Genomic DNA, 25,741 nt, shown 5'->3' on the forward strand with positions numbered 1-25,741 from the left:
CTATAGCGCCTCTTCGGCCGACAGCAGACATTCTTGCAGCAACCGGTCCGCCCAACCCTGTGGGCCGGTAAAGTGATGCGTCTGCCATCCCCGGGCGCGCGCCGTTTCGATGTTCTCTAGTCGATCGTCGGTGAACAAAAGCGCCTCGGGCGGCAGTCCACAATCTGCTTCGACCATTTCATAGATCGGAACATGCGGTTTGACGGTCTGCATCCGCCCCGACACGTATTGTTTGTCGAACTCGTTGAGGAACGGGTAGACCTTTGTCGCATAGTCAAAGTTTTGCACCCCAAAATTGGTCAATGCGAAAACCGGCACGCCTTTGGCCCGCAAGGCCCGTTGCAGACGGACCGAGTGGGGGATCTCGGGCGCGGCAAGTTCGATCCACTTGTCGTGCCACATGCGGATTTCATCGCGCCATTCCGGATATTTCTCGGCCCAGTCATATATCGTGTCAGTGAAGTGATGACCCTGATCGACAAGGTCATTCATCCCGTGCAGGTCAACTTCCGAGAACATGGCGCGACGGCGCTCTTCCCCGATGACCCGGTCGTAATAGCGTTCGGGTTGCCATTCGATCAGAACGTTCCCGATGTCAAAAACAACAGCTTTCACCGACATGTTGGTACCTGTTTGCTTGGTTCTTGGTTGGTACCACTGAACCAAGCGCGACGGCATTGTTCAAGGCACAACCGCAGCGCGCAGCGCTGCTCGGCCCAATTGTCAAAGGCGCATCTTTGATGCGACGCTGGCAAGCGGGAGGACTAGCCCCGCTGTGCAGCCCTCAATTCCCGTTCCAGGGCGTCCAAAAACCGGGATCGGTCAGCCTTGCCAAAGGGTTTTCCGCCGCCACCCGCGCCTAATGGGTTGGATGCGCGCAAGTCGGCCATCAAATCACGCATGGCCAGTTGCTGGCCGATATTGGCCGCGGTAAAGGCTTCACCGTTTGGCCGTAGAACCCGGGCACCGGCTTCGACACATTTTGCGGCCAGCGGGATATCCGAGGTCACCACAACGTCCCCTGCGCCGCATCGTTCGGCAATCCATTTGTCTGCCTCATCCGCGCCCTCGGACACGATGACCACTTGCACCAATGGGTTTGCAGACGGCCGCAAGCCACCGTTTGACACCAGTGCCAAAGGAACTTTGTGCCGGGTTGCAACCCGTTCAGCCTCAGCTTTTACGGGGCAGGCATCGCCATCGATATAGAGCGTCGTCACGCTTTTTTAGCCTCTTTCTTGACGGCTTCAGAAGGTTTCTTGCGCACTTTAAATTCCTCCGGAATGGGCATCCTGTTGAACGCATCCAAACCGGCGATCTTGTAGGCCTCGGCCAGGGTTGGATAGTTAAACGTATTCTGCACGAAGTAATCCACCGTGCCCTTCAGGTTCAGGACTGCCTGCGCGATATGGATCAACTCTGTCGCGCCTTCACCCACGATCTGCACGCCAAGCACCCGGCGGGTTTTCAGTGAAAACAGCATCTTCAGCATGCCGTGCTCCAACCCCATGATATGCCCGCGCGAAGTCTCCCGGAACCGCGCCACGCCGACTTCGTATGGGATGCCGCGTTCTTGCAGTTCCTCTTCGGACATGCCGCAAGTTGAGATCTCGGGGACTGAATAAATGCCGTAAGGATACCACGGACTTTCCGGCAGGGTAGGGGTTTCCAGCGCGTGACATGCAGCCACGCGGCCCTGTTGCAGCGAGGTCGAGGCCAATGATGGGTGCCCGATCACATCGCCCGTCGCGTAGATATGCGGCACAGCAGTTTGATACGTCTTGCGATCCACTTCGATCCGGTTGCGATGATCGGTTTCCAAGCCAACGGCCTGCAGGTTTAATGCCGATGTCGCCCCCATGCGCCCGGCGGCGAACAACAACATCTCAGCTCGCACGTGGCGGCCATTCTCGAGCGTAACTTCGACATGGCCGCCAGCGTCTTCTATCTTTTGAACGGCTGAGCCCAGACGTAGGTCCACGCCGTTTTCGCGGATCTGATGGGTGAAATCATGGATTAAGCGGGTGTCGATGAAATCCAGGAAGGTCTCGCGCGGTTCGATCAACGTCACCCGAACGTCCAAAGCCGAGAACATGGTGGCGTATTCCACGCCAATCACTCCGGCACCTATCACGACCAGCGAGCGCGGGATCTCTGCCATCTCAAGAAAGTCGTCACCGTCCACTACGGTCTTGCCGTTGAATGGCACATAATCCGGGCGATAGGTTTTTGTTCCGGTTGCTATCAGGAACTTGGCCGCCGTAAGTCTCGTGGTCTCACCGGCATCAGTGGCAACCTCAATCTCGTGAGGTCCAACGAATTTGGCCAACCCGTTCAAGGTCTCCACATGATTGCGGTTGAATTGGTGTTCCAGCACGTCAACTTCATGATCTAGCGTCATATGCAGACGTGCCTTCAGGTCTTCGGCCCGGATCTGATCTTTGACCCGGTACGAGCGACCATAGAAGCTGCGCTCACGCCAGCCAGACAGGTTCAGCACCGTTTCACGCAGCGTCTTTGATGGGATCGTGCCGGTGTGGACGGATACGCCGCCGAACCGGTCCTTGCGGTCAATCACCAATACGCGCCGTTGCAACTTGCCCGCTTGAATTGCGGCCGATCGACCCGAGGGGCCGGACCCGATGATGATCAGGTCATAGTCGTACTTACTCATGCCTCAGTCTCCGTACAGTGCCTCGGCGTGGAAGGTGATGTGGTCTTCCATGAAGGTCGACACGAAGAAGTATGAGTGGTCATAGCCCGGCTGCAGACGGATGATTGCCTGTTGACGACGTTCGGCAATTGCCTGCGCCAAAGTTTCGGGGCGCAGCAAATCGATGAATTGGTCACTGGCACCAGTGTCAATCAGGATAGGGCCGTCAAAGCCGACTTCTTTCATCATGACCGAGGCATCGTGTTTGGACCATGCCGTCTGATCATCGCCCAAGTAGGCGCTTAGTTGCTTGCGACCCCAATCCGCACCCGTCGGGTTTGAAATGGGTGCGAAAGCGGACACAGATCGGTAGCGACCTGGCAGGTTCATAGCCAGAGTCAGCGCCCCATGACCTCCCATCGAATGTCCAGTTATGGCCTGACGGTCCGCGTCGATTGCGAAATTTTCGGTCAGGAAAGCAGGCAATTCTTCGGCCACGTAATCCCACATATTGAAATGCGGCGCCCAAGGCTGCTGCGTGGCGTTCAGATAGAACCCGGCACCCTGGCCCAGATCGTAATCATCGTGATCGGCGACACCCTCACCACGCGGCGAGGTGTCCGGGAAGACCACCGCGATGCCTTGCTCGGCCGCCCAGGCCTGAGCGCCAGCTTTTGTCATTGCGTTTTCATGGGTGCAGGTCAGGCCTGACAGATACCACAAAATCGGAACCGGGCCGTCCTTGGCCTCGGCCGGCAGGAACAGGCCAAAGGTCATGTCGCATTGGCAAGCAGCCGAGGCGTGGCGGTAGACGCCCTGAACGCCTCCGAAACATGCATTTTCCGAAAGGGTTTCCATTTGGTTTCGTCCTTACGTTAGGTTTGCGACATGGCTATCCTTACACGCTCGATACGTAAAGGCTGAGCGGCTTTAGTGTGCCATTTTTAACAAGGCTTAGATCAGGGCGTTCCGACCCAGGCGATGACCAATGGCACCGTCAGAATGCTGGCCGCTGTGGACAGTAGTATCGCAGCTGATGCACGGTGCGGGGCCACTCTGTAGTGGGCGGCGAGCATGTAGACGTTACCCGCCACCGGCAGTGCCGCGGCAGCGATAGCGACGGAGGCAGGAAATGCCGCGACAGGCAGAACCCAAAGCAAAACAACGGCAACACAAGCAGGGTGAACGACCAATTTGCAAAAGCTCAGCCAGCCTGCAATGTGAACGCGTTCGGCGGATTTGCTGGCCAGAGAAGCTCCGATCGCGAACAGGGCACCCGGTGTGGCTGCCCCGCCCAGAATTGTCAGGAAATCATTCAATGGGACAGGAACAGGAATCTGCAACGCGGACCACAGCATTCCCGCCGAGATCGAAACGATCATTGGATTCTTGAGCAACCCGACACCGATCAGGCGGATGGTTGCAGGTGTCAACCGCCCGTCGCGTCCACCATTTATCAAGATGACAATCAGGGATGAAAACACCACAAGATCAACCGTCAGAACCAGCATAACCGGGCCAATCGCGGCTTCGGTAAACAGCAGCGCCAGCATGGGCAGGCCCAGAAAACCGACATTGCCGATGGCCGCGCATTGCGCCTCTACCGCTGCGGTCGGGATATCAAGCCGACGTATCCATGCGACAACCGTCGCCAAGACGTACACAGCGGCGGTTCCGATCAAGTATCCAACGACTAGCCTTGCATTGAAAATATCCGCAAAGGGCAGGGTGGCGGCAAAGCGAAACAGCATGGCCGACAGCGCAAAATAGAAAACGAATTTCGTCAGGTACGCCGTTGCTTCTTCTGAAAAAAATCGACTGCGCCCAGCCCAGTATCCCAAGCCGATGATCGCAAAAAAGGGCAGTGTGCGCAGAAAGATATCGACCATGTGCAAAGTGGTAGCACGTAGCACACAGGCTGCAAGATATGACGGGCCAGTTATAGGGTTTTGGGGACGCGCGTTGTAAATTAACTTAACTGGTCAATCGAAACGTAACGTCATCTGTGTTGCCAGATGCCTGCTAATTGTGCGATTTGTTGTATCTGAACTGAACGGTTTAAACATTTGTCACCCAATCGACCGAAGGAGAGTACATGACCGAAGCAGCCGTCATTCTGCGTACAGGCCGAAAATTTGATCAGGTCCTGCGCGGAGCCCGAGAGGTTTTCATGGCGGATGGTTTCGAAGGTGCAAGCGTCGACGACATTGCGCGCGCTGCGGGGGTGTCGAAGGCGACGCTCTACAGTTATTTCCCGGACAAACGCCTACTGTTCATGGAAGTGGCGCAGGTCGAGTGCAGGCGAATGGCCGAAAACGTCGTGGCGATGGTCGACGACTGCAAGCCAGCGCGCGAAGTTCTGACTATCGCGGCGACGGAACTGACGACTTTTTTAGTCTCGGACTTCTCGCAACAAATGTTCCGCATCTGCATCGCCGAGCGTGACCGGTTCCCCGAGCTGGGCCAAACATTTTATGAGGCCGGGCCGCAGAACGGTCAGCGCCAGATGGTCGAGTATCTGGAAAAGGCAGTCAACAAGGGTGAGTTGGCCATCGACAATCTGCAATTGGCAGCCGAACAGTTCAGCGAACTATGCAAGGTTCGGATTTGGACCCGCGCTGCCATTGGCGTTCAAAAGAGCTTTTCCAAAGCAGAGTTGGACGCAATTGCGACGCAGGCCGTTGATATGTTCATGGCGCGATACGGCGTCTAACCTGTTGCATTTAATCACGAGAAAGATGTGAACGACCCGCACCCGACAAGCCGGATGCGGGCAAAACAAGTCACTCGATAAAAGTCTTGGCCAGCCGGTCACTGATTGGCTGTGACAGGTAGCTGATTACTGCGCGCTCGCCGGTTTTCACGAACAGATCCGCGGGCATTCCTGGCAACAGATCCAGTGCGGCGACTTCGATGGGTTGATCGGGATCCAGTTTCACCCGGGCTTTGTAAAAAGGCTCGCCGGTGCGGTCGTCCTCCAGCGCGTCGGCTGAGATGTCAAAAATCCGGCCGCTGGCTTCGGGCACATCGGTCTGCGTAAAGGCTGACAGGCGAATGCGCGTCGCCTGACCGATCTGCAGCTTGTCGATATCGGCGGTTTTGATCCGCGCTTCGACGATCAGGGCCTGATTGGCGGGAACAATATCCATCATCGACTCTCCGGGGCGAATGACGCCACCGGTTGTGGATACTGCCAGATTGACGACCCGCCCGCTGGCAGGGGCCAGAACATGTGTTCGTTTCAACCGTTCCGATACTCCTGAATATTGCGACCGGATCAGATCAAGCTGAGCATCCACAACCGCAAGCTCTCCGGCGATCACCTCGTCGCGCAGCTTTTGTTGGCTAAGCAGGGACAACTGCAACTCTTGCACCTGATCCTGGGCTTGCGCGATCTGGGTGCGCAACGACGCATCGACACCGCCCAGACGTTCCAATTCGATCTGGCGCGCGCTGACCCGTGTGACGGCCACAAGCCCTTTATCCAGCAAGGATTTCAGATTGGACAGGTCAATCTGCGTGATGTCCTTTTGGTTTTGGGTCGAGAGGCGTTGTTCGTTCAGGCCGGAGATCTGATTGCGCAGCCCCTGAATGCGCTGCGCGTTGATTTGAGCCTCGGTCCGGCGGGCGCGGGCTTCGGCGTCAAATAATTGTTTCTGCGTCAGGTAAGGCGACAACCAATGCAGCCGTTGCATTCCATCGCTGAACCCGGCCAAGGCGGTTGGTTCGTCAAACCTGTCCGTGCCGTTGATCTGCGCCAGCAAGCGGGCGCGCCGGACCGACAATTCGCCCAATTGGCTGCCCAGGATGCTCAGATCTACGTCGATATCCGAGCTGTCAAGCCGCACAAGGGGCTGACCTGCCTGAACAAATTCACCGTCCGTGACTAGGATCGAGTCAATGATGCCACCATCCAGATGTTCGACCGTCTTGCGGTCACCTTCCACCACAAACGAGGCCGGCGCGACCACCGCCCCGTCCAGTTTCGAGGCGAAGGCCCAATAGGCGCTGCCGCCAACGAAGGCCATCAGGGTAAACAACCCGAACAGGACATAGCGTTTGATCTCAGAGGTCTCGGTCGTGATGTCCAAGGCTTGTACATCGTGGGCAGCAAGCGCGTTCTGAGATTGCGAGCGTTTCATCAACTGGGTCATTGGGCAGCTCCGCTGATCTGAGTTTCATTGGCAGGGGCCGCGTCGGTTTTTTTCGCCGCGGATTGGGAAGGGTTGTCCAGAACGTTCCGGCGATTGACCTTCAGAACGTCCTCTTTGTCTCCGAACTGAGATTGGGCACCGTTTCGCAGGACCATCACCTTGTTGGCGGCCTGCAGCGTTGCCGGACGATGGGTCATGACGATGGCAATTGCACCGCGGGCCTGCGCCGACACGATCGCATCGCGCAGAGCCTGTTCGCCTTCGGCATCCAGATCCGAATTCGGTTCGTCCAAAATCAACACAAACGGATCGCCATAAAGCGCCCGGGCCAGTGCCAGCCGCTGACGTTGACCACCTGACAAAAAGAACCCGCGACCGATGTGCGTTTCATATCCATCGGGAAGGGCGCTGATCATTTCGTGCACACCGGCTTCGCGGGCGGCACGCAGCACCTCTGCATCATCTATGGCGACCGAGAAGCGCCCGATGTTTTCGCGGATCGTGCCGTCGAACAACTCGATGTCCTGTGGCAGATAGCCGATCTGTTTGCCCAGATCCTCGTGGTTCCATTTGGACATCGGGCTGCCATCCAGCAAGACTTCGCCCCGCTGCGGGTGCCAGATACCGGCCATCATTTTGCCCAGAGTGGTCTTGCCCGAGCCGCTATGCCCGATAACCGCCAGCACGTCTCCGGGCACAAGGCCAAAGTCGATCTGGCGGAGCGAGGCGTTGACGGCACGCGGGGGGCCTGCCTGCGCAATCTTAACGTCCAGAGATTTGAACGCGCGCGGCAGGTGCAGATTGGGTGGGGCTTCGGCAAACTCTTCGGTTAGTTTGGCCAGCTTGGAATACGATCCGCGCGCGGCCAGAAAGCTGCGCCACTGACCGATCAATTGGTCAATTGGGGCCAGTGCACGTGCCAGCACGATGGTTGCCGCGATCATGACGCCAGCGGTGGATTCTCCGGTGATGGCCAGTGCCGCGCCAAGTCCCAGAATGGCCGACTGCAAACCCATCCGAACGGTCTTGGACACAACAGAAAAGCTGGCAACCCGGTCAGCGGCACGGGTCTTGTGCTGATGCGCCTCAGCCTGAAGCGAGGTCCAGCGACGCAGTAAATCGGATTTCATGCCTAGCGCCTGAACAAGCTCGGCGTTTTTGTCACTGATGCTGAACAATGCATCTGAACGACCGCGCGCTTGCGAAGCCGACCGCATCGGTTCCCGGGCGCGCGAGTTGTTGATCAGGGCCATGATCGTCAGCATGACGGCCCCGGCGAGACCAAGCAGACCCAGATAGGGGTGAAGGGCATAAAGGACCAGCAAATAGAGCGGGATCCACGGCGCGTCGAAAAACGCGGTCAGCGTGGTTCCCGAGATGAATTCACGAAAGCCGTTCACGTCTTCGACAAGGTTTTCTCCAGCCTCGGCTTCGCCATGGACACGGCGGCGCATCGCAGCGCCGAGGACCGGGGCACCAACGTTCAGTTCAAAACGGGCGGCCAGACGTCCCAAAATGCGCATCCGCATCAGGTCAAGGCAGGCGACCACGACGAAAACACCGGCCAGCAATGCAGACAGCGCGATCAAGGTGTCGACATTTTGACTGGTCAGAACGCGGTCATAGACCTGCAGCATATAAAGTGGACCAGCCAGCATCAGAAGGTTCAGAAACAAGCTGAAGAAGGCAACTGCGACAAAACCCTTGCGCAACGACCTCCAGGCGGTTTTCACGGGATTGGTTTGCTGGGACATCAGGGAACCCTTTCCGGTTTGACAAGTGGGGCGACCTAGGCCGCCCCGCTGTTGATTGGTTAAACGATGAAGTCGTTTTCGGTCAGGTCAGCAGCATCGACACCGGTCAGACGGATGGAACCTGCGTCGCCGAAGCTGATCACCGTGTCCTCACCATCCTGAACAGGGTTCGGACCACCGGCGAAGTCGGGATCCAGATCTCCGATCTGAATTCTGTCCACGCCCGTTTCAAAGTCCGAGATTGTGTCGTCACCGAAGGTGCCCTGGAACAGGAAGGTGTCAGCGCCTTCGCCGCCGATCAGGACATCATTGCCGCCCTCACCGTTCAGCAGGTCGTCGCCATCTGCACCGTTCAGAACATTCTCCAGATTGCTGCCGACGATTACGTCACCATCATTGGAGCCGATGACATTCTCGATCGAGACCAGCACGTCGGTTTCAACCTGATTGTCGATCACGTCCAGCCCGACAACACCGGTGCCGCCAGTTGCGCCAACATTCAGAGTTGCGCCCGCATCCACCAGCGTGTCCTGCACGACTGGGCCGTTTACGCCCGCTGGTGCATTGTGCAGATGGATTGCCGATACAGCACCGGGGATCGGCGTGTTTAGGTCGGCTTCGTTCAGGCCCACAACGCTCAGCTCGCTTGAGTAGGTGACTTCGCCGGTTGTCAGGTTCTGAGTGATGACAACGGTTGCGTTGCCGGAGGCCTCGCTGTCCGATGTCGGCCCAGGCTCTTGCGCCGCGTCCAGACCGCCGCTCAGCGTGACTGTGCGGATCCCGTTCTCGGTCACATCGCCGTCGACCAGAAGCTGCCCGCGAATTTCCCCGGCAGGGAAGTCGGAGGTGTGAATGTTGTAGTACAGATTGCCCAGAACGGCCTCTTCTACAAACCAGCCTCCATCCGGGATATTCGCACCAAACTGGTCCGGATCCACAACAGCCGCATCCACGATCGAGACGTTGAACCCTGTATCGCGCGTAGCGGTGCCGTTGCCGTTGGCGTCCAGACGGACCTCGACCGCAACATCCAGATCCGAGAAATCGGCTGTGTCGATGCCGTCTCCACCGTCGATGAAGTCATTGCCCAGACCACCGGTCAGCACATTGTCTGCATCGCCAGCGATCAGAACGTCATCACCTGCGCCACCGTTGATGTCACCGTTGGTGGTACCCAGATCAACAAAGATGTCATTGCCATCGCCCAGCAGGACGTTGCCGTTGATCACACCTTCGTCGTCGTTGACGATGGTAACGTCACCAGCATCCGATGCATCGATCGCATTGACCGTGCCGCGGATTTCGCCTTCGTTCAGGATCGCACCCAGAAGGTTCAGACCGCCATCGATACGAATACCGGCTGCAGCGTCCGACTGTTCGGACCCGGTAATGAGACCTTCGTTGATGACAACCCCGGCAAAGGAGGCGTCGTTCTGACCCGTGAACAGGCGCAGACCATCGCCAACCTGGTTGCCCTCGGTGGCATCGCCGTTACCCCGGAATGTTCCTTGGTTAACGATGGTTGCCGAGACGACATCGCCATCAACATCACCGGTTTGCAGCGATACAGCTGAACCGTTGGCGCCGTCATTGACGCTGACCGTACCAGTGTTGGTGAAGCTATAGTTGTCAGCGGTTCCATCGGCATAAACTGCGCCGTTGCGCTGATTGCCTGCGCCGACAATCTGGCCTGAGTTGAAGACCTCCAGGCCTTCGCCATCAATGTTCAGCGCACGACTTGCCGAGGCGACAATGCCCGCGTTCAGGAACGAACCGCCTGTGTGATCACCCGTGCCAAAGTAGACACCGTTCTGAGTGCCTGTAATGAAGCCTGTGTTTTCCAGTGTACCCTGGAAGTTCACGCCATTGACGACACGAAGGCCAGCAACTGTGCCATTGGCACCTCTTGAGACAATATCCCCGGTATTCAGGATTGTCGCATCAGTGGTGCCCGTGTTGCCAACATTGCCGATCCGAACGCCATCACCAGCAAGAGACGTGGCAGCAGCAGCGTCGCCGCGACCGTCAATTCGACCCGTGTTTTCCAGCGTGAATGTGTTGGCACCGTCTTCCGCGCCACCAATTTCCACAGCAAAACCCGAACCCTGGTTACCTTCGAGTGCATCGATCTGACCAGAGTTGATGACCGTGAAGTCATCGGCAGTGCCATCGGCATAGACCGTCCCATTGCGCTGATCCCCGGTACCGAAGATGAACCCAGAGTTCTCAACGGCCAGGCCAATACCGTCGATGTTCAGGGCGCGACTGTCAGAGGACACGTTGCTCCTATTGATAAACGAACCACCTGTGTGATCGCCATCGCCAAAGTAGACACCGTTGCGCACACCGGAGATGCCGCCAAAGTTAACAAATTCACCCTGAAAGTTTACTCCGTCGACAATACGGACGCCAGCGACGGTGCCGTTGTTCCCTTCTGACGAAATGATGGTGGCATTGCCGATCGACCCGTCGACGGTACCAGTGTTGCCTACGTTGCCGATGCGAATGCCGTCACCGGCCAGCGACGAGGCCGCATCAGCGTTTCCGCGTCCAGTAATAACACCGACATTACCTAGCACAAAGGTGTTTGCACCGTCTTCTGCGCCACCGACTTCAACTCCGATGCCTGAACCCTGATTGCCCTCACCTGCGTCAATCAGACCGGAGTTCTGTACTGAAAAGTCATCCGCGGTTCCGTCAGCATAAACCGTCCCGTTGCGCTGATCGCCGGTGCCGAGGATCTCACCCTGGTTGGAAACCTCAAGACCGATACCATCAATGTTGAGTGCGCGGCTGTCCGATGATACGACACCGCCTGCTTCGTTCACAAAGCGACCGCCCGTATGATCCGCGTTGCCAAAGTAGACACCGTTTTGAACACCCGAGATCGTGCCCGAGTTGGTGAATTCGCCTTGGAAGCTCACGCCATCCACAACGCGCGCACCCGCCACAGTACCGTTGGCACCTTCCGAGCGGACTTCACCACGGTTAACAATGGTCGCGTCCGAGACGCCCTGATTGCCCGGATTACCGATACGGATACCATCACCGGCCAGACCTGTGCCTGCCGCACCGTTGCCGCGACCCTGGATCAGGCCGTCGTTTTCCAGTGTGAATGTATTGGCACCGTCGGCTGCACCACCGATTTCAGCAGCAAAACCTGAACCTTGATTGTGCTCGCCTGCGTCAATTGTGCCATTGGCCAGATTACGGACCGAGAAATCGTCGGCTGTGCCATCGGCATAAACAGTGCCGTTGCGCTGATCGCCGGTGCCCAGAATGTCACCGCCGTTGATCAGGTTGACACCCGAGCCGTCGAGATTCACTGCGCGGCTGCCGGATTGGATGGTGCCAAAGTTCAGCACGTCCAGATCATGCTCGCCGTCACCAATGTAAAGACCGTTACGGGGGCCTTCGATCACACCGGTCGAGGTGTTCAGGATCTCACCTTCGGCATTTACGCCATCTGCGATGCGGATACCGGCGGCTGTGCCTTGATTGCTTTCGGTCGAGATCAGGCCGCTGTTGATGATTTCAGTTTCCAGCGTGGCCCCTTCGGCACCGTCGTCAATGCGGATGCCGTCCCCGGCCAGCCCGGTATTGGCCGCACCTTGGCCACGGCCCTGAATCGTGGCACCAAAGCCGTTGAAGATGTCGGTTTCCACGCGATCGCCGACCTCGTCGCCGATCTGCAACGAGATACCAGCACCCTGATTGCCTTCACCGGCGTCAATCGTGCCACCCACAAAGTTCGAGATCGAAATGTCTTCGGCGGTGCTGTTGGTGTAGATCGTACCATTGCGCTGATCGCCGGTGCCGATGATGTCGCCAAAGTTGCGTACATCAATGCCCTGGCCCTGAATGTCTACCGCACGGCTGTCCGAACTGATCACACCACCGCTGAAGTTATCCAGACCGCCCGAGCTTTGAGCGCCGGCAAACTGTACACCGTTGAACTCACCTGCGATCTCGCCAAAGTTGCGAACGCTTGCGCTGCCGCTAACCTGAACGCCGGTGGCCAGTGCGTCGGGGCCGTTGTTCGCCTCGATCCGGCCCGAGCGGAAGTTGAACACGTCAACATCCTGGCCCTGCGCCTGAACGGCAGCGACGGCGTTGTTGGTGATGATCTCGCCAAAGTTCAGCAGACGCGAGAAGTCGTTTGCCAGAACAAAGGCCGGAGTGTCATCGACGACTGTGCTTTGGAAAAAGTTATTGAAAAGGGTTTGACCGTCGCGGGTAGTCTCTTGCGCTATTGTAGACGTGGTCAAGAGACGAGCGCGCAGGCTTGTCAGAAGTTGGGACAGCATGGGGTACTCCGTCAAATATTGTTACGTTTGGCAGTTCGCCCGGTGTTTCGGGCATTCCACGTAGCAAAGGGGTAGACGGCACCCCGGGTCAGCTGAAATTCATCCTGCAAATCGGTTGTATAACCAATGCTAATAATCACGGTTTCCGTGAGAGTCTGGGAAGTTCACCTTATATAAATCAACAGGTTATGCCGGGAATGCCCCACATGACGTTCTATTCGAAAGCGCTGGTTAACAGTTTTGTCAGCGAAATTGATCAGTATTTCATGCACCTTTCCCCGCTTTACGGTAGAGAAGGGAACGGTCCAGTGCCGTCTTTTGTATGACCGCAGAGAGATTGGGCGGATGAATTTCAGAGATTTGGAGTACGTGCTTGCCATTGCGAAACATGGCAAGTTCAGCCAGGCGGCGGTTATGTGCAACGTTTCACAACCGGCGCTGTCGAACCAGATCAAGAAGCTGGAAAAGGAACTGGGTGTTGAACTGTTCCTGCGGCTGAATAACGAAGTGCGGCCAACCGCGTTTGGTCAAAGCATCCTAAAAATAGCTGAATCCATCCTGTCTGATGCACAACAGATCCGCGACACTGCCACCCAATACCGCGACCCCGAGGCCGTCGCGTACCGGATTGGCATGACACCAACGCTTGCACCCTACCTGACGCAGTACTTCTCAGGGTTGTTCAGCGATCTGTACCCGCGGATGCGTGTGACCATGATCGAGGACCTTCCGCAAAACATGTTGCAGATGGTGGAAGATCATCAATTGGACATGGCGCTGGTGGCCAAAGTCAACAACAGTGACGCTCTGGCTTTCACGTCGATTTGGTCCGAACCCCTGTTTCTGGCCATGCGTGAAGGGCATCCACTTTGTATGCTTCCCTCTATCGCACCAGAGGATGTGCCTCCGCATGACTTCATCCGGCTTCCTCACAGTTTTGGCTATGAGCTTGAGGACCGTTTGCCCAAAGCTGATCCTGCGATCCGGGTCGCCAAGCGGTTTGATCTGAGCGCGCTGAGGTTTGAAACGATCTGCCGGCACATTTGTCATTCTGAAGATTGTACAATTGTGTCGGCCCTGGCTGCCGAGCAATTCAAACGAGACAAGTGGCCCATGTGCTTTGTTCCGTTTGAGGGCCCGGGAAACCTGCGCAACCTTGGGGCCGCGACCCGCCCGGGATGCCCCAGAAGCCCCGTGCTGAACCGTGTCGGGGCATATATTCAAGACCGGCCACCGGTTGGTGTGACCCCAACATTCTCGCAATAAATACCCGTCGACCCTTTTGATAAGACAACGCAATGAAGAGAGACAGACTTTCGGTTGCTTCCTTTGCGTTTGGTCAAGCTGTGCAAGAGCTATCAAAGTGAGTTGACAATGGATTTTGTATTTTGGATACATTGGGCACAGATTTCGCGGCGATGAGAGTCGTCAGAAATTGCTTGGTCAACAAAAGCAACGCGAAAGCCGATTGATAATTTTTCTGGGAGACAATCATGAAACTTAAATTTTTGGCTGCAACGGCGGCAATTGCCCTGTCCAGCGCGGCCGCGCAGGCCAACACGCTGGTCTATTGTTCAGAAGGCTCACCCGAGGGGTTTGATCCCGCACTGTTTACAGCCGGAACCACATTTGATGCCTCATCGCACCCGATCTACAACCGCCTGCTGGAGTTCGAAACCGGTACGACCAACGTTATCCCCGGTCTGGCCGAAAGCGTCGAAGCCAGTGATGATGGCCTGGAGTACACATTCAAGCTGCGTCAGGGCGTTAAATTCCATTCGAATGACGAATTCACACCGACCCGCGATTTCAATGCGGATGACGTGATCTTCTCATTCATGCGCCAGAAGGATGACAGCCATCCTTATAATCAGGTCTCTGGTGGTACATGGGAATACTTCAAGGGTATGGGTATGCCCGATCTGGTCGAGTCCATTGAAAAGGTCGACGACTACACCGTCAAATTCACGCTGACCAAGCCCGAGGCGCCGTTTGTTGCCAACATGGCTATGGATTTCGCTTCGATCCTGTCTGCAGAATATGCAGATGCGATGATGGAAGCCGGAACACCTGAAAAGCTGAACACCGCACCCATCGGCACCGGCCCGTTCTCGTTCTTGGCTTATCAAAAAGATGCCGTAATCCGGTACGCGCAGAATGCCGACTACTGGAAGGCTCCTGCGGATGTCGAAAACCTGATCTTTGCAATCACTCCGGACGCATCAGTGCGATATCAGAAACTGAAAGCGGGCGAATGTCACATCATGCCGTATCCGAACCCGGCTGACATTCAGGCGATGCAGGATGATGCCGACATCAACATGTTGGAGCAGGAAGGCCTGAACGTTGGCTATCTGGCCTATAACACCACAATGGCGCCCTTCGACAACCCGAACGTCCGCAAGGCGTTGAACATGGCGATCGACAAGAACGCGATCATCGACGTGGTGTTCCAGGGCTCGGGCCAGGTTGCAAAGAACCCGATCCCGCCGACCATGTGGGGCTATAACGACGCGATCACCGACGATGCCTATGATCCCGAAGCGGCCAAGGCAATGCTGGAAGCCGAAGGTGTTTCCGACCTGTCGATGAAGGTATGGGCAATGCCGGTACAGCGTCCGTACAACCCGAATGCGCGCCGTATGGCCGAACTGATCCAAGCGGATTTTGCGAAGGTTGGCGTGGACGTCGAGATCGTGTCTTACGAATGGGGTGAGTACCTGTCGCGTTCGAAAGATCTGGACCGTGACGGTGCCGTTCTGCTGGGCTGGACCGGTGACAATGGCGATCCAGACAACTTCCTGGCGGTTCTGCTGGGCTGTGACGGTCGCGAAGCGTCGAACCGCGCACAATGGTGCCACGAGCCGTTCGAAGATCTGATCCTGAAGGCCAAGCAGTCCACGGATCAGGCTGAACGCACCAAGCTGTATGAAGATGCCCAAGTCATCTTCAAAGAGCAGGCCCCGTGGGCAACCATTGCGCACTCGGTCGTGTATATGCCGATGAGCAATAAGGTTCAGGGCTATAAAGTGCACCCGCTGGGCGGCCACATCTTCTACGGTGTGAGCGTCGAATAAACCACCACTCAACGACCGGAGCCGCCCAATTGGCGGCTCCGGTTTTCTTTATTGGGAGGTCGGCGCGAATGCCGGATTTGTCCGAGTACCAACAACTGGCAAAGGACATGTCAGTAGATGCCGTGGCACTGGTGCCCGGCCCGAATTTTACCCGCGCTTTGGTAAAACCCTTCATGAGCAACGAGCGGCCCTTTGTGGTCGTGATCCCGGCCGAAGGCGTACCGGCAGCGATTGTGCCGAACCTAGAATTGGGCTCTTGGGCGCTGGTCGGGTTTGACGGCGCTGTCTTCGACTGGCGCGATCAGACGGGCTATGACGATGCCTTCGCGGCGCTGGCTGATCATATGCCGTTGCGATCTCTGGCGGTCGAAGGGCAGGTGATGCGCGTCTTTGTCTCTAAGGCCTTTACCCGTGCCTTGCCCGAGCTGCGGATCGTGGACGCGGAACGAGAGATATCCGGCCTGCGCATCATCAAGACAGACGATGACATTGCAGCGCTGCAAGCGGCGATTGATATCTCGGAACGAGCGCTGGAGCGGGTCGTTGCGGATGTTCGTGTGGGTCAGACAGAAGTACAGATTGAACAAGCTTTGATCCAAACGCTGTTCGCCGAAGGAGCCGCGTCGATGGCCTTTTCACCTATAGTGACAGCCGGAGGAAACTCGGCTCAACCGCATGGTAAAGCGCGCGCGGATTATCAGATCAAAGCAGGCGACGCGCTGCTGTTCGATTTCGGCGCACGTAAACACGGGTTTGCCGCAGACATCACGCGTACCTTTTTCGTCGCCGAAGCCTCGGATGAGGGCAGGGCGGTCTACGACACCGTTCTGCGGGCCAACCTGGTCGGGTTCGAAGCTTGCCGACCCGGCGTAACGGCCCACGATATTGACGACGCAGTGACCAGCGTGCTCGAAGCCTCGCCCTATGCGGATCGTATCCGCACCAAGACGGGTCACGGGCTGGGCCGCGATGTGCACGAAGCGCCCTATATTATGCGTGGAAACAACCAGATCATGCGCGCGGGCATGGTTTGGACCAACGAGCCGGGCCTCTATGATCTGGACAATTTCGGCGTTCGGATCGAAGATGACGTACTGGTGACCGAAGACGGTTGCCGGTCGCTGACCAGCTTTCCCAAAGAACTAACAATCATAGGCCGCTGATGTTTGGCTATTTTCTTACCCGCCTCGGCATGTTCATTCCGACATTTCTGGGTGTAACACTGATCTCGTTTATGTTCATTCGGGTGCTTCCAGGCGATCCGATCATCGTCATGGCCGGTGAACGCGGAATGTCCGAAGAACGCTATCAGGAGATGGTCGAGAAGCTGGGCTTCGACAAACCAGTGCTAGAGCAATACTGGGACTATCTGGTTGGCGTGTTGCATGGTGATCTGGGCGAGAGCTTTGTCACCAAGAAGCCGGTTTGGGACGAATTCTTTGCCCTGTTTCCCGCCACGCTGGAACTGTCGATCTGCGCTATGATTTTTGCAGTGGCTTTGGGGCTGCCTGCGGGCGTTATTGCCGCTGTGAACCGGGGCAAATTCTTCGACCGGGCGCTGATGTCGTCCGCGCTGATCGGGTATTCCATGCCGATCTTCTGGTGGGCGTTGTTGTTGATCATCGTGTTTTCGGGCAACCTTGGTTGGACGCCTGTCTCAGGCCGGATCGACTTGCTGTACTACTTTCCAAGCGTCACTGGCTTCATGTTGATCGACAGTCTGCTGTCCGGGCAGGAGGGGGCGTTTGGATCGGCTGTACGCCATCTAATTCTGCCGACCATCGTCTTAGGCACGATCCCTTTGGCTGTAATTGCGCGCCAGACCCGTTCGGCCATGCTGGAAGTGTTGGGTGAGGATTACATCCGCACCGCCCGCGCCAAGGGCCTTGCCCCCGCACGGATCAATGGGCTGCATGCGCTGCGCAATGCGCTGATCCCGGTGATTACAGTGATCGGCCTGTCGGTCGGCACATTGCTGGCCGGGGCGATCCTGACCGAGACAATCTTTAGCTGGCCTGGCATCGGCAAGTGGATGGTCGACAGCATTTTCCGCCGTGACTACCCGGTGGTGCAGGGCGGCCTGCTGATGATCGCCGTGATCGTCATGCTGGTGAACCTGCTGGTCGATGTCCTTTACGGCGTCATCAACCCCAAAATCCGGAGGCGATGATGGCTGAATTGTCCGCGACCCCACCAAAAACCGAAGACCGCCCCAGTGCCCTGCGAGAGTTCTGGTTCTATTTCAGCGAAAACCGCGGTGCGGTGATGGGCCTTTGGGTCTTTGCCGCTTTTGTCTTCTGTGCGGCCTTTGCACCTTTATTGGCGCCTTACGACCCGACTGAACAGTTCCGCAATCACATCCTGCAGCCCCCTGCGTGGCAAGAGGGCGGAAGCTGGGCCTTCCCGTTGGGCACTGATCCGCTGGGTCGGGATATGCTGTCGCGGCTGATCATGGGGTCGCGTTATTCCTTCTTTGTCGGCATCGTGGTGGTTTGTGTGGCCGTGACGGGTGGGGTGATTGTCGGCCTGCTGTCGGGTTTCGCGCCCAAATGGGTCGATACGATGATCATGCGGGTGATGGATATCATCCTGTCCTTCCCCTCGCTACTGCTTGCGCTGGTACTGGTTGCCATCCTTGGCCCCTCGTTGACGAACGCGATGATCGCCATCGCCATTGTGTTTCAACCGCATTACGTGCGTTTGACCCGGGCATCAGTGTTGGCGGAACGGCAAAAGGACTATGTGACCTCTGCCCGCGTTGCCGGTGCCAGCAAGGCCCGGCTCATGTTCAAGACTGTGCTGCCGAATTGTCTGGCACCGATCATCGTTCAGGCGGCGCTGTCGTTTTCAACCGCCATTCTGGATGCTGCAGCCCTTGGCTTTCTGGGCATGGGGGCGCAGCCGCCCACGCCGGAATGGGGCACCATGCTGGCCGAAGCGCGTGAGTTTATTCTGCGCGCGTGGTGGGTGGTGACGTTCCCCGGTCTGGCCATCCTGGTCACGGTGTTGGCCATCAACCTGATGGGCGACGGTCTGCGCGACGCGCTGGACCCTAAGCTAAAGCGGAGCTGAAGACATGAGCCTGTTGGATATCCGAAACCTCACTGTCGAATTCGCAACCGCCTCGGGTCAGTTTCGCGCTGTGGATGGCGTTGATCTGTCCGTCGACAAGGGTGAGTTGATGGCCATCGTCGGCGAAAGCGGCTCGGGCAAATCGGTGTCGATGCTGGCATTGATGGGTCTACTACCCTGGACGGCCACGATTACGGCCGACCAACTGAGCTTCGAAGGCATTGACCTCACCAAAATCTCGGCCCGTGACCGGCGCAAGATCATCGGCAAGGACATTGCTATGATTTTTCAGGAACCGATGTCTTCGCTGAATCCTTGCTTTACGGTCGGCTTCCAGATCAAGGAAGCCTTGCGCATCCACCTGGGCCTGAACCGAAAGGACCGCCACCAACGCGCCATAGAGCTGTTTGATCAGGTCGGAATCCCCGCACCCGAAAGCCGCCTGAACACGTTTCCGCACCAGATGTCCGGCGGCATGAACCAGAGGGTGATGATTGCGATGGCCATCGCCTGCAAACCCAAGCTGTTGATTGCGGACGAGCCGACGACGGCACTGGACGTGACAATTCAGGCGCAAATCCTTGATCTGTTGGTTCGCCTTCGGGACGAACAGGGCATGGGTTTGGTCCTTATCACTCATGATATGGGTGTTGTCGCCGAGACCGCCGAACGGGTTCAAGTCCAATATGCTGGCCAAAAGGTCGAGGAGCAGGCAGTCAAAGACCTGTTCCGCACCCCGCGTCACCCCTACACAACAGCGTTGCTTAACGCGCTTCCGGAACGGGCGACGTCGAAGATGCTGCCTACTATTCCCGGCGTCGTTCCAGGGCAGTTTGACCGGCCAAAAGGGTGTCTGTTCAGCCCCAGATGCCAATATGCAGATGATCTGTGCCGATCGTTGCCCCCAACTCCGCACAGTGCGGAGTTCGGCAAGGCTCGTTGCCACTACGTTGAAAAGATAACAACCGGAGAGCTGGCATGACCGCCCCCATCGTTCAGGCCAGTGAATTGGCCAGGTTTTACACCGTAAAAGGCGGGTTGTTGTCGAAGGCCGCAACGGTAAAGGCCTTGTCTGGCGTGGACTTCGAACTGCGGCCGGGCAAAACGTTGGCGATCGTAGGAGAGTCCGGTTGTGGGAAGTCGACCCTCGCAAGGGTGGTGACGATGATCGAAGAACCGACCTCGGGCAGTCTGACCATCGATGGCGTTGAAATAACTCCATCGAAATGGGCCCAGATGCGTGAAACTGTGCAGATCGTGTTTCAGGATCCATATGGCTCGCTCAACCCGCGCCAACGGATTGGTCAAATCCTGCAAGAACCTTTGATCATAAATCGCCGCGAGATGTCCGCAGCCGACCGCGAGGCGCGCGCGCGTGAAATGATCGACCTTGTGGGGCTGCGCCCCGAACATTACGATCGCTATCCACACATGTTCTCGGGCGGGCAGCGGCAACGGATTGCAATCGCCCGCGCCCTGATGCTGAACCCCAAGGTGCTGGTGTTGGATGAGCCGGTTTCAGCACTGGACGTCTCAATCCAGTCGCAAATTCTGAACCTGCTGGTCGAACTGCAGGAACGTCTGAACCTTGCCTATCTGTTCATTTCGCATGATTTGTCGGTGGTGAAGCATTTTGCCGACGATGTGATCGTTATGTATTTAGGCCGCGCGGTTGAGAAGGCACCGAAAGAAAAGCTGTTTGCTGCCCCTAGGCATCCCTATTCCAAGGCTCTTTTGTCGACAACACCTCGCGCAGATCCCGACGCGCGCAAGGATCGGATCAAACTGGAAGGCGAGCTTCCGTCCCCGATGAATATCCCCAAAGGCTGTGCCTTTGCACAACGGTGCTGGCTTGCAACCGAAGAATGCCGCGCCGCGCCGCCAGAACTGCGCGGGACAGACCACAAAGTGGCGTGCCTGCATCCACTGGGGTAGGAATGCCGACGTTCAGCTAGCGTCGCCTTTCCGTGTCTTTATAACCATCGCCAACAACTGATCCTTGGTCCGTTGAATATGCTTGGTCAGCAGATCACCTGCTTCGTCAACCTGACGTTTGCGTGCCAGCGACAAAAGCTGTCGGTGATCTTGCTTGGCAGGCTCGCGCTGTTCCATGACGCTCAGATGCATACGGACATAGCGGTCCGATTGCAGATTAACCCTTTGCAGGATCTCATTGGTCAGCCCACGATCAGCAGCCGCATAGAGGGCTTTGTGGTATTCATAATTCAGGCTGCCCCACCGCCCGACATTGTAAGCTTCGTAAGACCTTTCCATGTCGTCGAGCAGCTTCTCGCATCTGGCGAAATCAGCTTCCGTCATCTGCGGAATGGCCCGTTTAAACAAGTCGACCTCCAAAAGAACCCGAAGGTCAAAAATCTCGCCAATTTCCGAAAGCGAATGCGAGGTTACCGATGCACCTCGGTTGTTTGTCAGCTGCACAAGGCCTTCGGCATCCAGCCGTTTCAGAGCTTCGCGGATCGGCATGCGCGAAACATCATAATCCTCGGCAAGGGCCTCTTGGCGGATGGTTTCACCTTCAGCCATCTCTCCGCTTAGGATACGTTCCCGCAGATCATTTGTGATGACTTCTGGAAGACTTTGACGTGCGATCGCGCGGGTTCTGGGCATAAGAGTGGTCTCGGTCGGTGTAAGTTGTATCCAAAATACAAAATGAGCGTTCGATTTCCAAGGGTCTTACATCTATTGATAACTTAAAGTTGCTCGAGCGTTTCAGCAGGCCAGCGACGATGCGGTATTCGAACGCGAAGGAGGGGTATAGTGGACAGCCAACGTTTCCTGCCCAAGGGGGCGATTTCCGTCGACGTTCCCTATGATGGACCACCCAAGGCCTTTCATTTCCTGTTGCTGCCTAATACCACGATGTTGGCGTTTAGCGCTGCGATTGAACCCTTGCGTATTTCAAACCAACTGGCACGAAAGCAATTGTTCGAATGGTACGTCCTGTCAGCAGATGGCGCACCGGTCACGTGTTCGAACGGAATCCGCATTCAAGCCGACCAACCCATGCACGATCTGGAGCAGGGGGCCTATACCTTCGTGTGTTCCGGCACTGAGCCGATGGCCTCGTATGACACCCGGGTTCTGAATTGGATCCGTCGGCAAAAGGCACATGGATGCGATTTTGGCGGTATCTGCACGGGGGCATTTGCCTTGGCCAAGGCAGGCCTGATCGGCGACAGAAAGTTCACCGTTCATTGGGAAAACCGCCCCGGGTTTTGCGAGTGTTTTCCGACAATGACGCCAACCCAGAGCCTGTACGAGATTGACGGCAAGTTGCGCACTTGCGGGGGAGGGCACGCCAGCACCGATATGATGCTGGAAGTGATCGAGGAATTGTTCGGCAATGCCCTGGCCATCAACGTGTCTGAGATGTGTCTGCATCGGCGGGTCGGCGAAAGTGGCAGCAATCAGGTTTCGCCCGTCTCGGCCCTTTTGGGGACGCGCAACGGCAAGCTGGTCGAAGCTGTCCAAATCATGCGGGACAACATTGAATCGCCGCTCAGTCTTGAGGCGGTGGCGGATCAGGCGTCACTGTCCAGACGCCATATGGAACGGCTGTTCCAGCAGCACACCAAGATGTCGCCCGGCCAGTATTATAATAACCTCAGGCTGGATCGCGCCTTTGCCCTTTTGAATGAAACCGATCTCAGCGTATCCGAGATTGCCTTTGCATCCGGGTTTTCCAGCACGGACAGGCTTTCGGTTCATTTCCGAGGACGGTACAAGGTTTCGCCGCATAACTTCCGCAGATCGTGGTCGCACGAAAGTAGCAGCTAAGACCATTGGTGTGACTTGGAAATCAAGGTGAAATTAAGCTCTGGACTGACACAGTGGATTGCTCTGGCTTTCGACCCAACGCGGAAATTTTGCAATTCTGTGATCTATGGCTGGCATTAGAACGGGCGCAATTAATCCAAGGCTACGAAGATGATGATGCAAATCCAGATCACAGCCCAACCGCGGGTCTATTCAATCCTGAATGTTCCGGTTGAGAATACCTACGCGGGTACTTCCCGGAACTGTCATGATCTGGCCGCGCTGGCGGCCGACTTACGCTGCCACGATGGATTGACCGAGCGGGGCATTCCCTTCATCGTCAGTTGCGTGATCGACACTCTGCAGCGCCAGCAATTGCGCAATTTTGAAGCACTTCTTTTTGCCACTACAGCGACGGCCCATTAATCATGAACACATCCGGTATCCGCAATGAAGGCATGCGAATTGGTGGCGAGATTGTCTTTACCGATGCTAAGATCCCGGTCCACTACCCCTACACGAGTGAGGTTGTCGGTACCGTCCCTGCCGGCACTTCTGAACATGTACGCAAAGCTTTTGAGATTGCCGCAAATTACACACCCAAATTGACGCGTTACGAACGCAGCGAGATTTTGCGGCACGCCGGCGCGTTGATTGGTGAAAATCGCGAAAACCTCGCAAAATGGCTGACGCTTGAGCTTGGCATCTGCCATCAGCACTCGATCTATGAAACTAGGCGCGCGCAGGACGTTTTTCAGTTCGCTGCCTCCGAGGCCCTGAAGGACGATGGTGAGGTTTTCTCGTGCGATCTGACCCACAACGGCAAGGCGCGCAAGATTTTCACCAAACGCGAGCCGGTCAGAACCATCAGCGCAATTACACCGTTCAATCACCCTCTGAACATGGTCAGCCACAAGATTGCACCGTCCATTGCCACCAATAACAGCATGGTCTGCAAACCGACCGAGCTGACCCCACTGACGGCCCTGACGCTGGCGGACATACTGTACGAGGCAGGGCTGCCGCCCGAAATGTTTCAGGTCGTGACTGGCTGGCCAAAAGATATCGGCGATGAGATGATCACCAATGAACACATTGACATAGTCACCTTCACGGGCGGTGTGCCGGTAGGCAAGATGATCGCGTCCAAGGCGGGTTACAAACGGCAGGCACTGGAGTTGGGCGGCAACGATCCTCTGATCGTGCTGAATGATCTGAATGACGCCGATCTGGACAAGGCCGCCAGTATAGCTGTGGCCGGGGCCACAGAGAATTCGGGGCAACGCTGTACCGCGATCAAACGCATTCTGGTTCAGGAAAGCCTGGCAGATAGATTTGTGCCACTTGTTCTGGAAAAGGCAAAAGCGATCCGGTTTGGTGACCCTCAGGACCCAGAAACGCAATTGGGTTGCGTTATCCACGCACAAGCCGCCGAGTTGTTCGAAAACCGCGTGCTGAAGGCTGCGCAAGAGGGCGCAGAAATCCTCTATCACCCCGGCCGCGACGGTGCACTGTTGCCGCCGATCGTCGTCGACAAGGTGCCCCACGGCAGTGAGTTGGTGATGGAAGAAACATTTGGTCCAATCGTGCCGATCGTTCGTGTTCCAGATGATGATGCGCAAGTCATGCAGATCTCAAACGGCACCGCATTTGGTTTGTCTGCGGGTGTCTGTACAAATGATCTGAACCGGGCGATTACCTACATCAACGGTTTGAACGTTGGCACCTGCAACATCTGGGAACAGCCCGGCTACCGGATCGAAATGTCTCCTTTTGGCGGCATCAAGGACAGCGGCAACGGCGTCAAGGAAGGCGTGATCGAGGCGATGAAATTTTTCACCAACGTCAAAACTTATTCACTGCCCTGGCCCGAGTGACTTTTCAGCCCTTTTTCTGTTGCGGGAAATTGTGACAATTGCACAAACAGGAGGCTCAGCCCTGCACAACGTTCTGCCGTTGCACACCCAAACCTTTGATGCCCAACTCCATCCTGTCGCCGGGTTTTAAATAGGTCGGCGGATTTTGGCCCATGCCCACACCCGGAGGTGTGCCAGTTGAAATCACATCTCCCAGCTGTAGCGACATGAACTGCGACAGATGAGAGATTACCGTCGCCACGCTGAAATGCATTGTTCTGGTCGATCCATCCTGAAACCGCTGCCCGTTCACCTCAAGATACATCGGCAGGTCCTGCGGATTGGGCACCTCATCCTGTGTCACAAGCCATGGGCCTATCGGGCCGAACGTGTCGGCGGATTTGCCTTTGACCCACTGGCCTGAACGGTGCAGTTGGAAATCGCGCTCTGATATGTCGTTGACGACGCAATAACCGGCGACATGGTTCAAGGCTTCGGCTTCCGAGACGTATTTGGCCTCTGTCCCGATCACCACGCCCAGCTCGACTTCCCAATCGGTTTTGACCGATCCACGTGGAATTTCAACCGTATCGTTGGGGCCAACAATAGCTGATGTCGCCTTGAAAAAGATCACCGGTTCCTGCGGCAGCTCCAGCCCACTTTCGACCGCATGATCGGCGTAGTTCAGACCTATGCAGACGAACTTGCCGACCTGACCGACGCAAGCGCCAATCCGCGGTTGACCATCCACAAGCGGCAGGCTTGCTGTCTCCAACCTGCGCAATCGGTCCAGGGCCTCATCGCCAAGCGACTCGCCTGTGAGATCACCAATCACACCCGACAAATCGCGAATTGCGCCTTTGGCATCCAGCAGACCAGGTTTTTCCGCGCCCTTGGGACCGAACCGCAGTAATTTCATTGATGGTGTTCTCTTTGCTCAGAGCGTCCGGGGCCATCATTAGGGTCAGGACCCATTGATTTCCGCTTGGCTGCGTGATTCACGGTTCGAAAATAGAGCGGTGACCATGTCTGATCTTTTCTGGCTGACGGATGCGCAGATGGCGCGTCTTGAGCCTTTCTTCCCCAAGTCC

21 protein-coding genes are annotated in these 25,741 nt (G+C 56.6%); 11 read left to right on the top strand and 10 right to left on the bottom strand.

Annotated elements, in window-relative coordinates:
* From AC2FLA_RS08300 to AC2FLA_RS08320, 5 genes are all read right to left on the bottom strand, one after another.
* Nucleotides 1-621, bottom strand: coding sequence for an HAD family hydrolase (locus tag AC2FLA_RS08300; protein WP_496721603.1), 621 nt, complete (start codon nt 619-621; stop codon nt 1-3).
* Between the two features lie 143 nt (nt 622-764).
* Nucleotides 765-1,220, bottom strand: a complete 456-nt coding sequence (locus tag AC2FLA_RS08305; protein ID WP_496721604.1) for a YaiI/YqxD family protein — start codon at nt 1,218-1,220, stop codon at nt 765-767.
* Nucleotides 1,217-2,674, bottom strand: a complete 1,458-nt coding sequence (gene sthA, locus AC2FLA_RS08310) for a Si-specific NAD(P)(+) transhydrogenase (protein WP_496721605.1) — start codon at nt 2,672-2,674, stop codon at nt 1,217-1,219. Before sthA ends, AC2FLA_RS08305 begins: the two co-directional genes overlap by 4 nt.
* 3 nt (nt 2,675-2,677) lie before the next feature.
* A complete protein-coding gene (fghA, locus tag AC2FLA_RS08315) occupies nt 2,678-3,511 on the bottom strand; it encodes an S-formylglutathione hydrolase (RefSeq protein ID WP_496721606.1) in 834 nt (277 codons plus the stop codon).
* A 101-nt stretch (nt 3,512-3,612) separates the two neighbouring features.
* On the bottom strand, nt 3,613-4,542 hold the full coding sequence (locus tag AC2FLA_RS08320) for an AEC family transporter (protein ID WP_496721607.1): 930 nt from the start codon (nt 4,540-4,542) through the stop codon (nt 3,613-3,615).
* A 206-nt stretch (nt 4,543-4,748) separates the two neighbouring features.
* Between AC2FLA_RS08320 and AC2FLA_RS08325 the strand changes: the two genes are divergently transcribed.
* On the top strand, nt 4,749-5,366 hold the full coding sequence (locus AC2FLA_RS08325; RefSeq protein WP_496697795.1) for a TetR/AcrR family transcriptional regulator: 618 nt from the start codon (nt 4,749-4,751) through the stop codon (nt 5,364-5,366).
* A gap of 70 nt (nt 5,367-5,436) precedes the next feature.
* Here the strand turns inward: AC2FLA_RS08325 and AC2FLA_RS08330 are convergent, their stop codons facing one another.
* The 3 genes from AC2FLA_RS08330 to AC2FLA_RS08340 are packed head-to-tail and all read right to left on the bottom strand — an operon-like array spanning nt 5,437 to nt 12,868.
* A complete protein-coding gene (locus AC2FLA_RS08330) occupies nt 5,437-6,807 on the bottom strand; it encodes an HlyD family type I secretion periplasmic adaptor subunit (protein ID WP_496721608.1) in 1,371 nt (456 codons plus the stop codon).
* Nucleotides 6,804-8,561, bottom strand: coding sequence for a type I secretion system permease/ATPase (locus tag AC2FLA_RS08335; RefSeq protein WP_496721609.1), 1,758 nt, complete (start codon nt 8,559-8,561; stop codon nt 6,804-6,806). Before AC2FLA_RS08335 ends, AC2FLA_RS08330 begins: the two co-directional genes overlap by 4 nt.
* Before the next feature lie 59 nt (nt 8,562-8,620).
* Nucleotides 8,621-12,868: a beta strand repeat-containing protein gene (locus AC2FLA_RS08340; protein WP_496721610.1), complete on the bottom strand. Its 4,248-nt coding sequence runs from the start codon at nt 12,866-12,868 to the stop codon at nt 8,621-8,623.
* 345 nt (nt 12,869-13,213) lie between these two features.
* Between AC2FLA_RS08340 and AC2FLA_RS08345 the strand changes: the two genes are divergently transcribed.
* The 7 genes from AC2FLA_RS08345 (at nt 13,214) to AC2FLA_RS08375 (ending at nt 20,952) form a co-directional block, all read left to right on the top strand.
* Nucleotides 13,214-14,134: a LysR family transcriptional regulator gene (locus tag AC2FLA_RS08345; protein ID WP_496721611.1), complete on the top strand. Its 921-nt coding sequence runs from the start codon at nt 13,214-13,216 to the stop codon at nt 14,132-14,134.
* Between the two features lie 227 nt (nt 14,135-14,361).
* A complete protein-coding gene (locus AC2FLA_RS08350; protein WP_282119435.1) occupies nt 14,362-15,945 on the top strand; it encodes an ABC transporter substrate-binding protein in 1,584 nt (527 codons plus the stop codon).
* Nucleotides 15,946-16,013: 68 nt separating this feature from the next.
* Nucleotides 16,014-17,108, top strand: coding sequence for a M24 family metallopeptidase (locus AC2FLA_RS08355; RefSeq protein ID WP_496721612.1), 1,095 nt, complete (start codon nt 16,014-16,016; stop codon nt 17,106-17,108).
* Nucleotides 17,108-18,115: an ABC transporter permease subunit gene (locus AC2FLA_RS08360; RefSeq protein ID WP_058277167.1), complete on the top strand. Its 1,008-nt coding sequence runs from the start codon at nt 17,108-17,110 to the stop codon at nt 18,113-18,115. Before AC2FLA_RS08355 ends, AC2FLA_RS08360 begins: the two co-directional genes overlap by 1 nt.
* Nucleotides 18,112-19,017 carry an ABC transporter permease subunit gene (locus tag AC2FLA_RS08365; protein WP_082649183.1) on the top strand — a complete coding sequence of 302 codons (906 nt, stop codon included), beginning with the start codon at nt 18,112-18,114 and terminating at the stop codon, nt 19,015-19,017. The genes AC2FLA_RS08360 and AC2FLA_RS08365 overlap by 4 nt, the downstream gene beginning before the upstream one ends.
* A 4-nt stretch (nt 19,018-19,021) precedes the next feature.
* A complete protein-coding gene (locus AC2FLA_RS08370) occupies nt 19,022-19,999 on the top strand; it encodes an ABC transporter ATP-binding protein (RefSeq protein ID WP_058277169.1) in 978 nt (325 codons plus the stop codon).
* Nucleotides 19,996-20,952 (top strand): ABC transporter ATP-binding protein, encoded by a 957-nt coding sequence (locus AC2FLA_RS08375; protein ID WP_496721613.1) that lies wholly within the window; start codon nt 19,996-19,998, stop codon nt 20,950-20,952. Before AC2FLA_RS08370 ends, AC2FLA_RS08375 begins: the two co-directional genes overlap by 4 nt.
* 12 nt (nt 20,953-20,964) lie before the next feature.
* On the opposite strand, the gene AC2FLA_RS08380 is transcribed toward AC2FLA_RS08375, so the two are convergent.
* Nucleotides 20,965-21,645 carry a GntR family transcriptional regulator gene (locus AC2FLA_RS08380; protein ID WP_496721614.1) on the bottom strand — a complete coding sequence of 227 codons (681 nt, stop codon included), beginning with the start codon at nt 21,643-21,645 and terminating at the stop codon, nt 20,965-20,967.
* 150 nt (nt 21,646-21,795) lie between these two features.
* Between AC2FLA_RS08380 and AC2FLA_RS08385 the strand changes: the two genes are divergently transcribed.
* From AC2FLA_RS08385 to phnY, 3 genes are all read left to right on the top strand, one after another.
* Nucleotides 21,796-22,815, top strand: a complete 1,020-nt coding sequence (locus tag AC2FLA_RS08385) for a GlxA family transcriptional regulator (RefSeq protein ID WP_496721615.1) — start codon at nt 21,796-21,798, stop codon at nt 22,813-22,815.
* A 150-nt stretch (nt 22,816-22,965) separates the two neighbouring features.
* Entirely contained in the window at nt 22,966-23,220 is a 255-nt protein-coding gene (locus AC2FLA_RS08390; protein WP_496721616.1) for a hypothetical protein, read from the top strand.
* A 2-nt stretch (nt 23,221-23,222) separates the two neighbouring features.
* The gene (gene phnY, locus AC2FLA_RS08395; RefSeq protein WP_496721617.1) at nt 23,223-24,671 is read left to right on the top strand and encodes a phosphonoacetaldehyde dehydrogenase; all 1,449 of its coding nucleotides are present in this window, start codon (nt 23,223-23,225) and stop codon (nt 24,669-24,671) included.
* 55 nt (nt 24,672-24,726) lie between these two features.
* Here the strand turns inward: phnY and AC2FLA_RS08400 are convergent, their stop codons facing one another.
* Nucleotides 24,727-25,569 carry a fumarylacetoacetate hydrolase family protein gene (locus tag AC2FLA_RS08400; protein ID WP_496721618.1) on the bottom strand — a complete coding sequence of 281 codons (843 nt, stop codon included), beginning with the start codon at nt 25,567-25,569 and terminating at the stop codon, nt 24,727-24,729.
* Between the last annotated feature and the right edge of the window lie 172 nt (nt 25,570-25,741).

This window comes from Ruegeria sp. CDSA033 (assembly GCF_059612305.1).

What these genes read in the sequence shown, in the direction of transcription:
- AC2FLA_RS08355 (WP_496721612.1), top strand. Translation starts at nt 16,014, where the DNA reads ATGCCGGATTTGTCCGAGTACCAACAACTGGCAAAGGACATGTCAGTA.
- AC2FLA_RS08345 (WP_496721611.1), top strand. Translation starts at nt 13,214, where the DNA reads ATGAATTTCAGAGATTTGGAGTACGTGCTTGCCATTGCGAAACATGGC.
- AC2FLA_RS08335 (WP_496721609.1), bottom strand. Translation starts at nt 8,561, where the DNA reads ATGTCCCAGCAAACCAATCCCGTGAAAACCGCCTGGAGGTCGTTGCGC.
- AC2FLA_RS08300 (WP_496721603.1), bottom strand. Translation starts at nt 621, where the DNA reads ATGTCGGTGAAAGCTGTTGTTTTTGACATCGGGAACGTTCTGATCGAA.
- AC2FLA_RS08330 (WP_496721608.1), bottom strand. Translation starts at nt 6,807, where the DNA reads ATGACCCAGTTGATGAAACGCTCGCAATCTCAGAACGCGCTTGCTGCC.
- AC2FLA_RS08370 (WP_058277169.1), top strand. Translation starts at nt 19,022, where the DNA reads ATGAGCCTGTTGGATATCCGAAACCTCACTGTCGAATTCGCAACCGCC.
- AC2FLA_RS08375 (WP_496721613.1), top strand. Translation starts at nt 19,996, where the DNA reads ATGACCGCCCCCATCGTTCAGGCCAGTGAATTGGCCAGGTTTTACACC.
- AC2FLA_RS08380 (WP_496721614.1), bottom strand. Translation starts at nt 21,645, where the DNA reads ATGCCCAGAACCCGCGCGATCGCACGTCAAAGTCTTCCAGAAGTCATC.
- sthA (WP_496721605.1), bottom strand. Translation starts at nt 2,674, where the DNA reads ATGAGTAAGTACGACTATGACCTGATCATCATCGGGTCCGGCCCCTCG.
- AC2FLA_RS08340 (WP_496721610.1), bottom strand. Translation starts at nt 12,868, where the DNA reads ATGCTGTCCCAACTTCTGACAAGCCTGCGCGCTCGTCTCTTGACCACG.
- phnY (WP_496721617.1), top strand. Translation starts at nt 23,223, where the DNA reads ATGAACACATCCGGTATCCGCAATGAAGGCATGCGAATTGGTGGCGAG.
- fghA (WP_496721606.1), bottom strand. Translation starts at nt 3,511, where the DNA reads ATGGAAACCCTTTCGGAAAATGCATGTTTCGGAGGCGTTCAGGGCGTC.
- AC2FLA_RS08390 (WP_496721616.1), top strand. Translation starts at nt 22,966, where the DNA reads ATGATGATGCAAATCCAGATCACAGCCCAACCGCGGGTCTATTCAATC.
- AC2FLA_RS08400 (WP_496721618.1), bottom strand. Translation starts at nt 25,569, where the DNA reads ATGAAATTACTGCGGTTCGGTCCCAAGGGCGCGGAAAAACCTGGTCTG.
- AC2FLA_RS08365 (WP_082649183.1), top strand. Translation starts at nt 18,112, where the DNA reads ATGATGGCTGAATTGTCCGCGACCCCACCAAAAACCGAAGACCGCCCC.
- AC2FLA_RS08360 (WP_058277167.1), top strand. Translation starts at nt 17,108, where the DNA reads ATGTTTGGCTATTTTCTTACCCGCCTCGGCATGTTCATTCCGACATTT.
- AC2FLA_RS08350 (WP_282119435.1), top strand. Translation starts at nt 14,362, where the DNA reads ATGAAACTTAAATTTTTGGCTGCAACGGCGGCAATTGCCCTGTCCAGC.
- AC2FLA_RS08320 (WP_496721607.1), bottom strand. Translation starts at nt 4,542, where the DNA reads ATGGTCGATATCTTTCTGCGCACACTGCCCTTTTTTGCGATCATCGGC.
- AC2FLA_RS08325 (WP_496697795.1), top strand. Translation starts at nt 4,749, where the DNA reads ATGACCGAAGCAGCCGTCATTCTGCGTACAGGCCGAAAATTTGATCAG.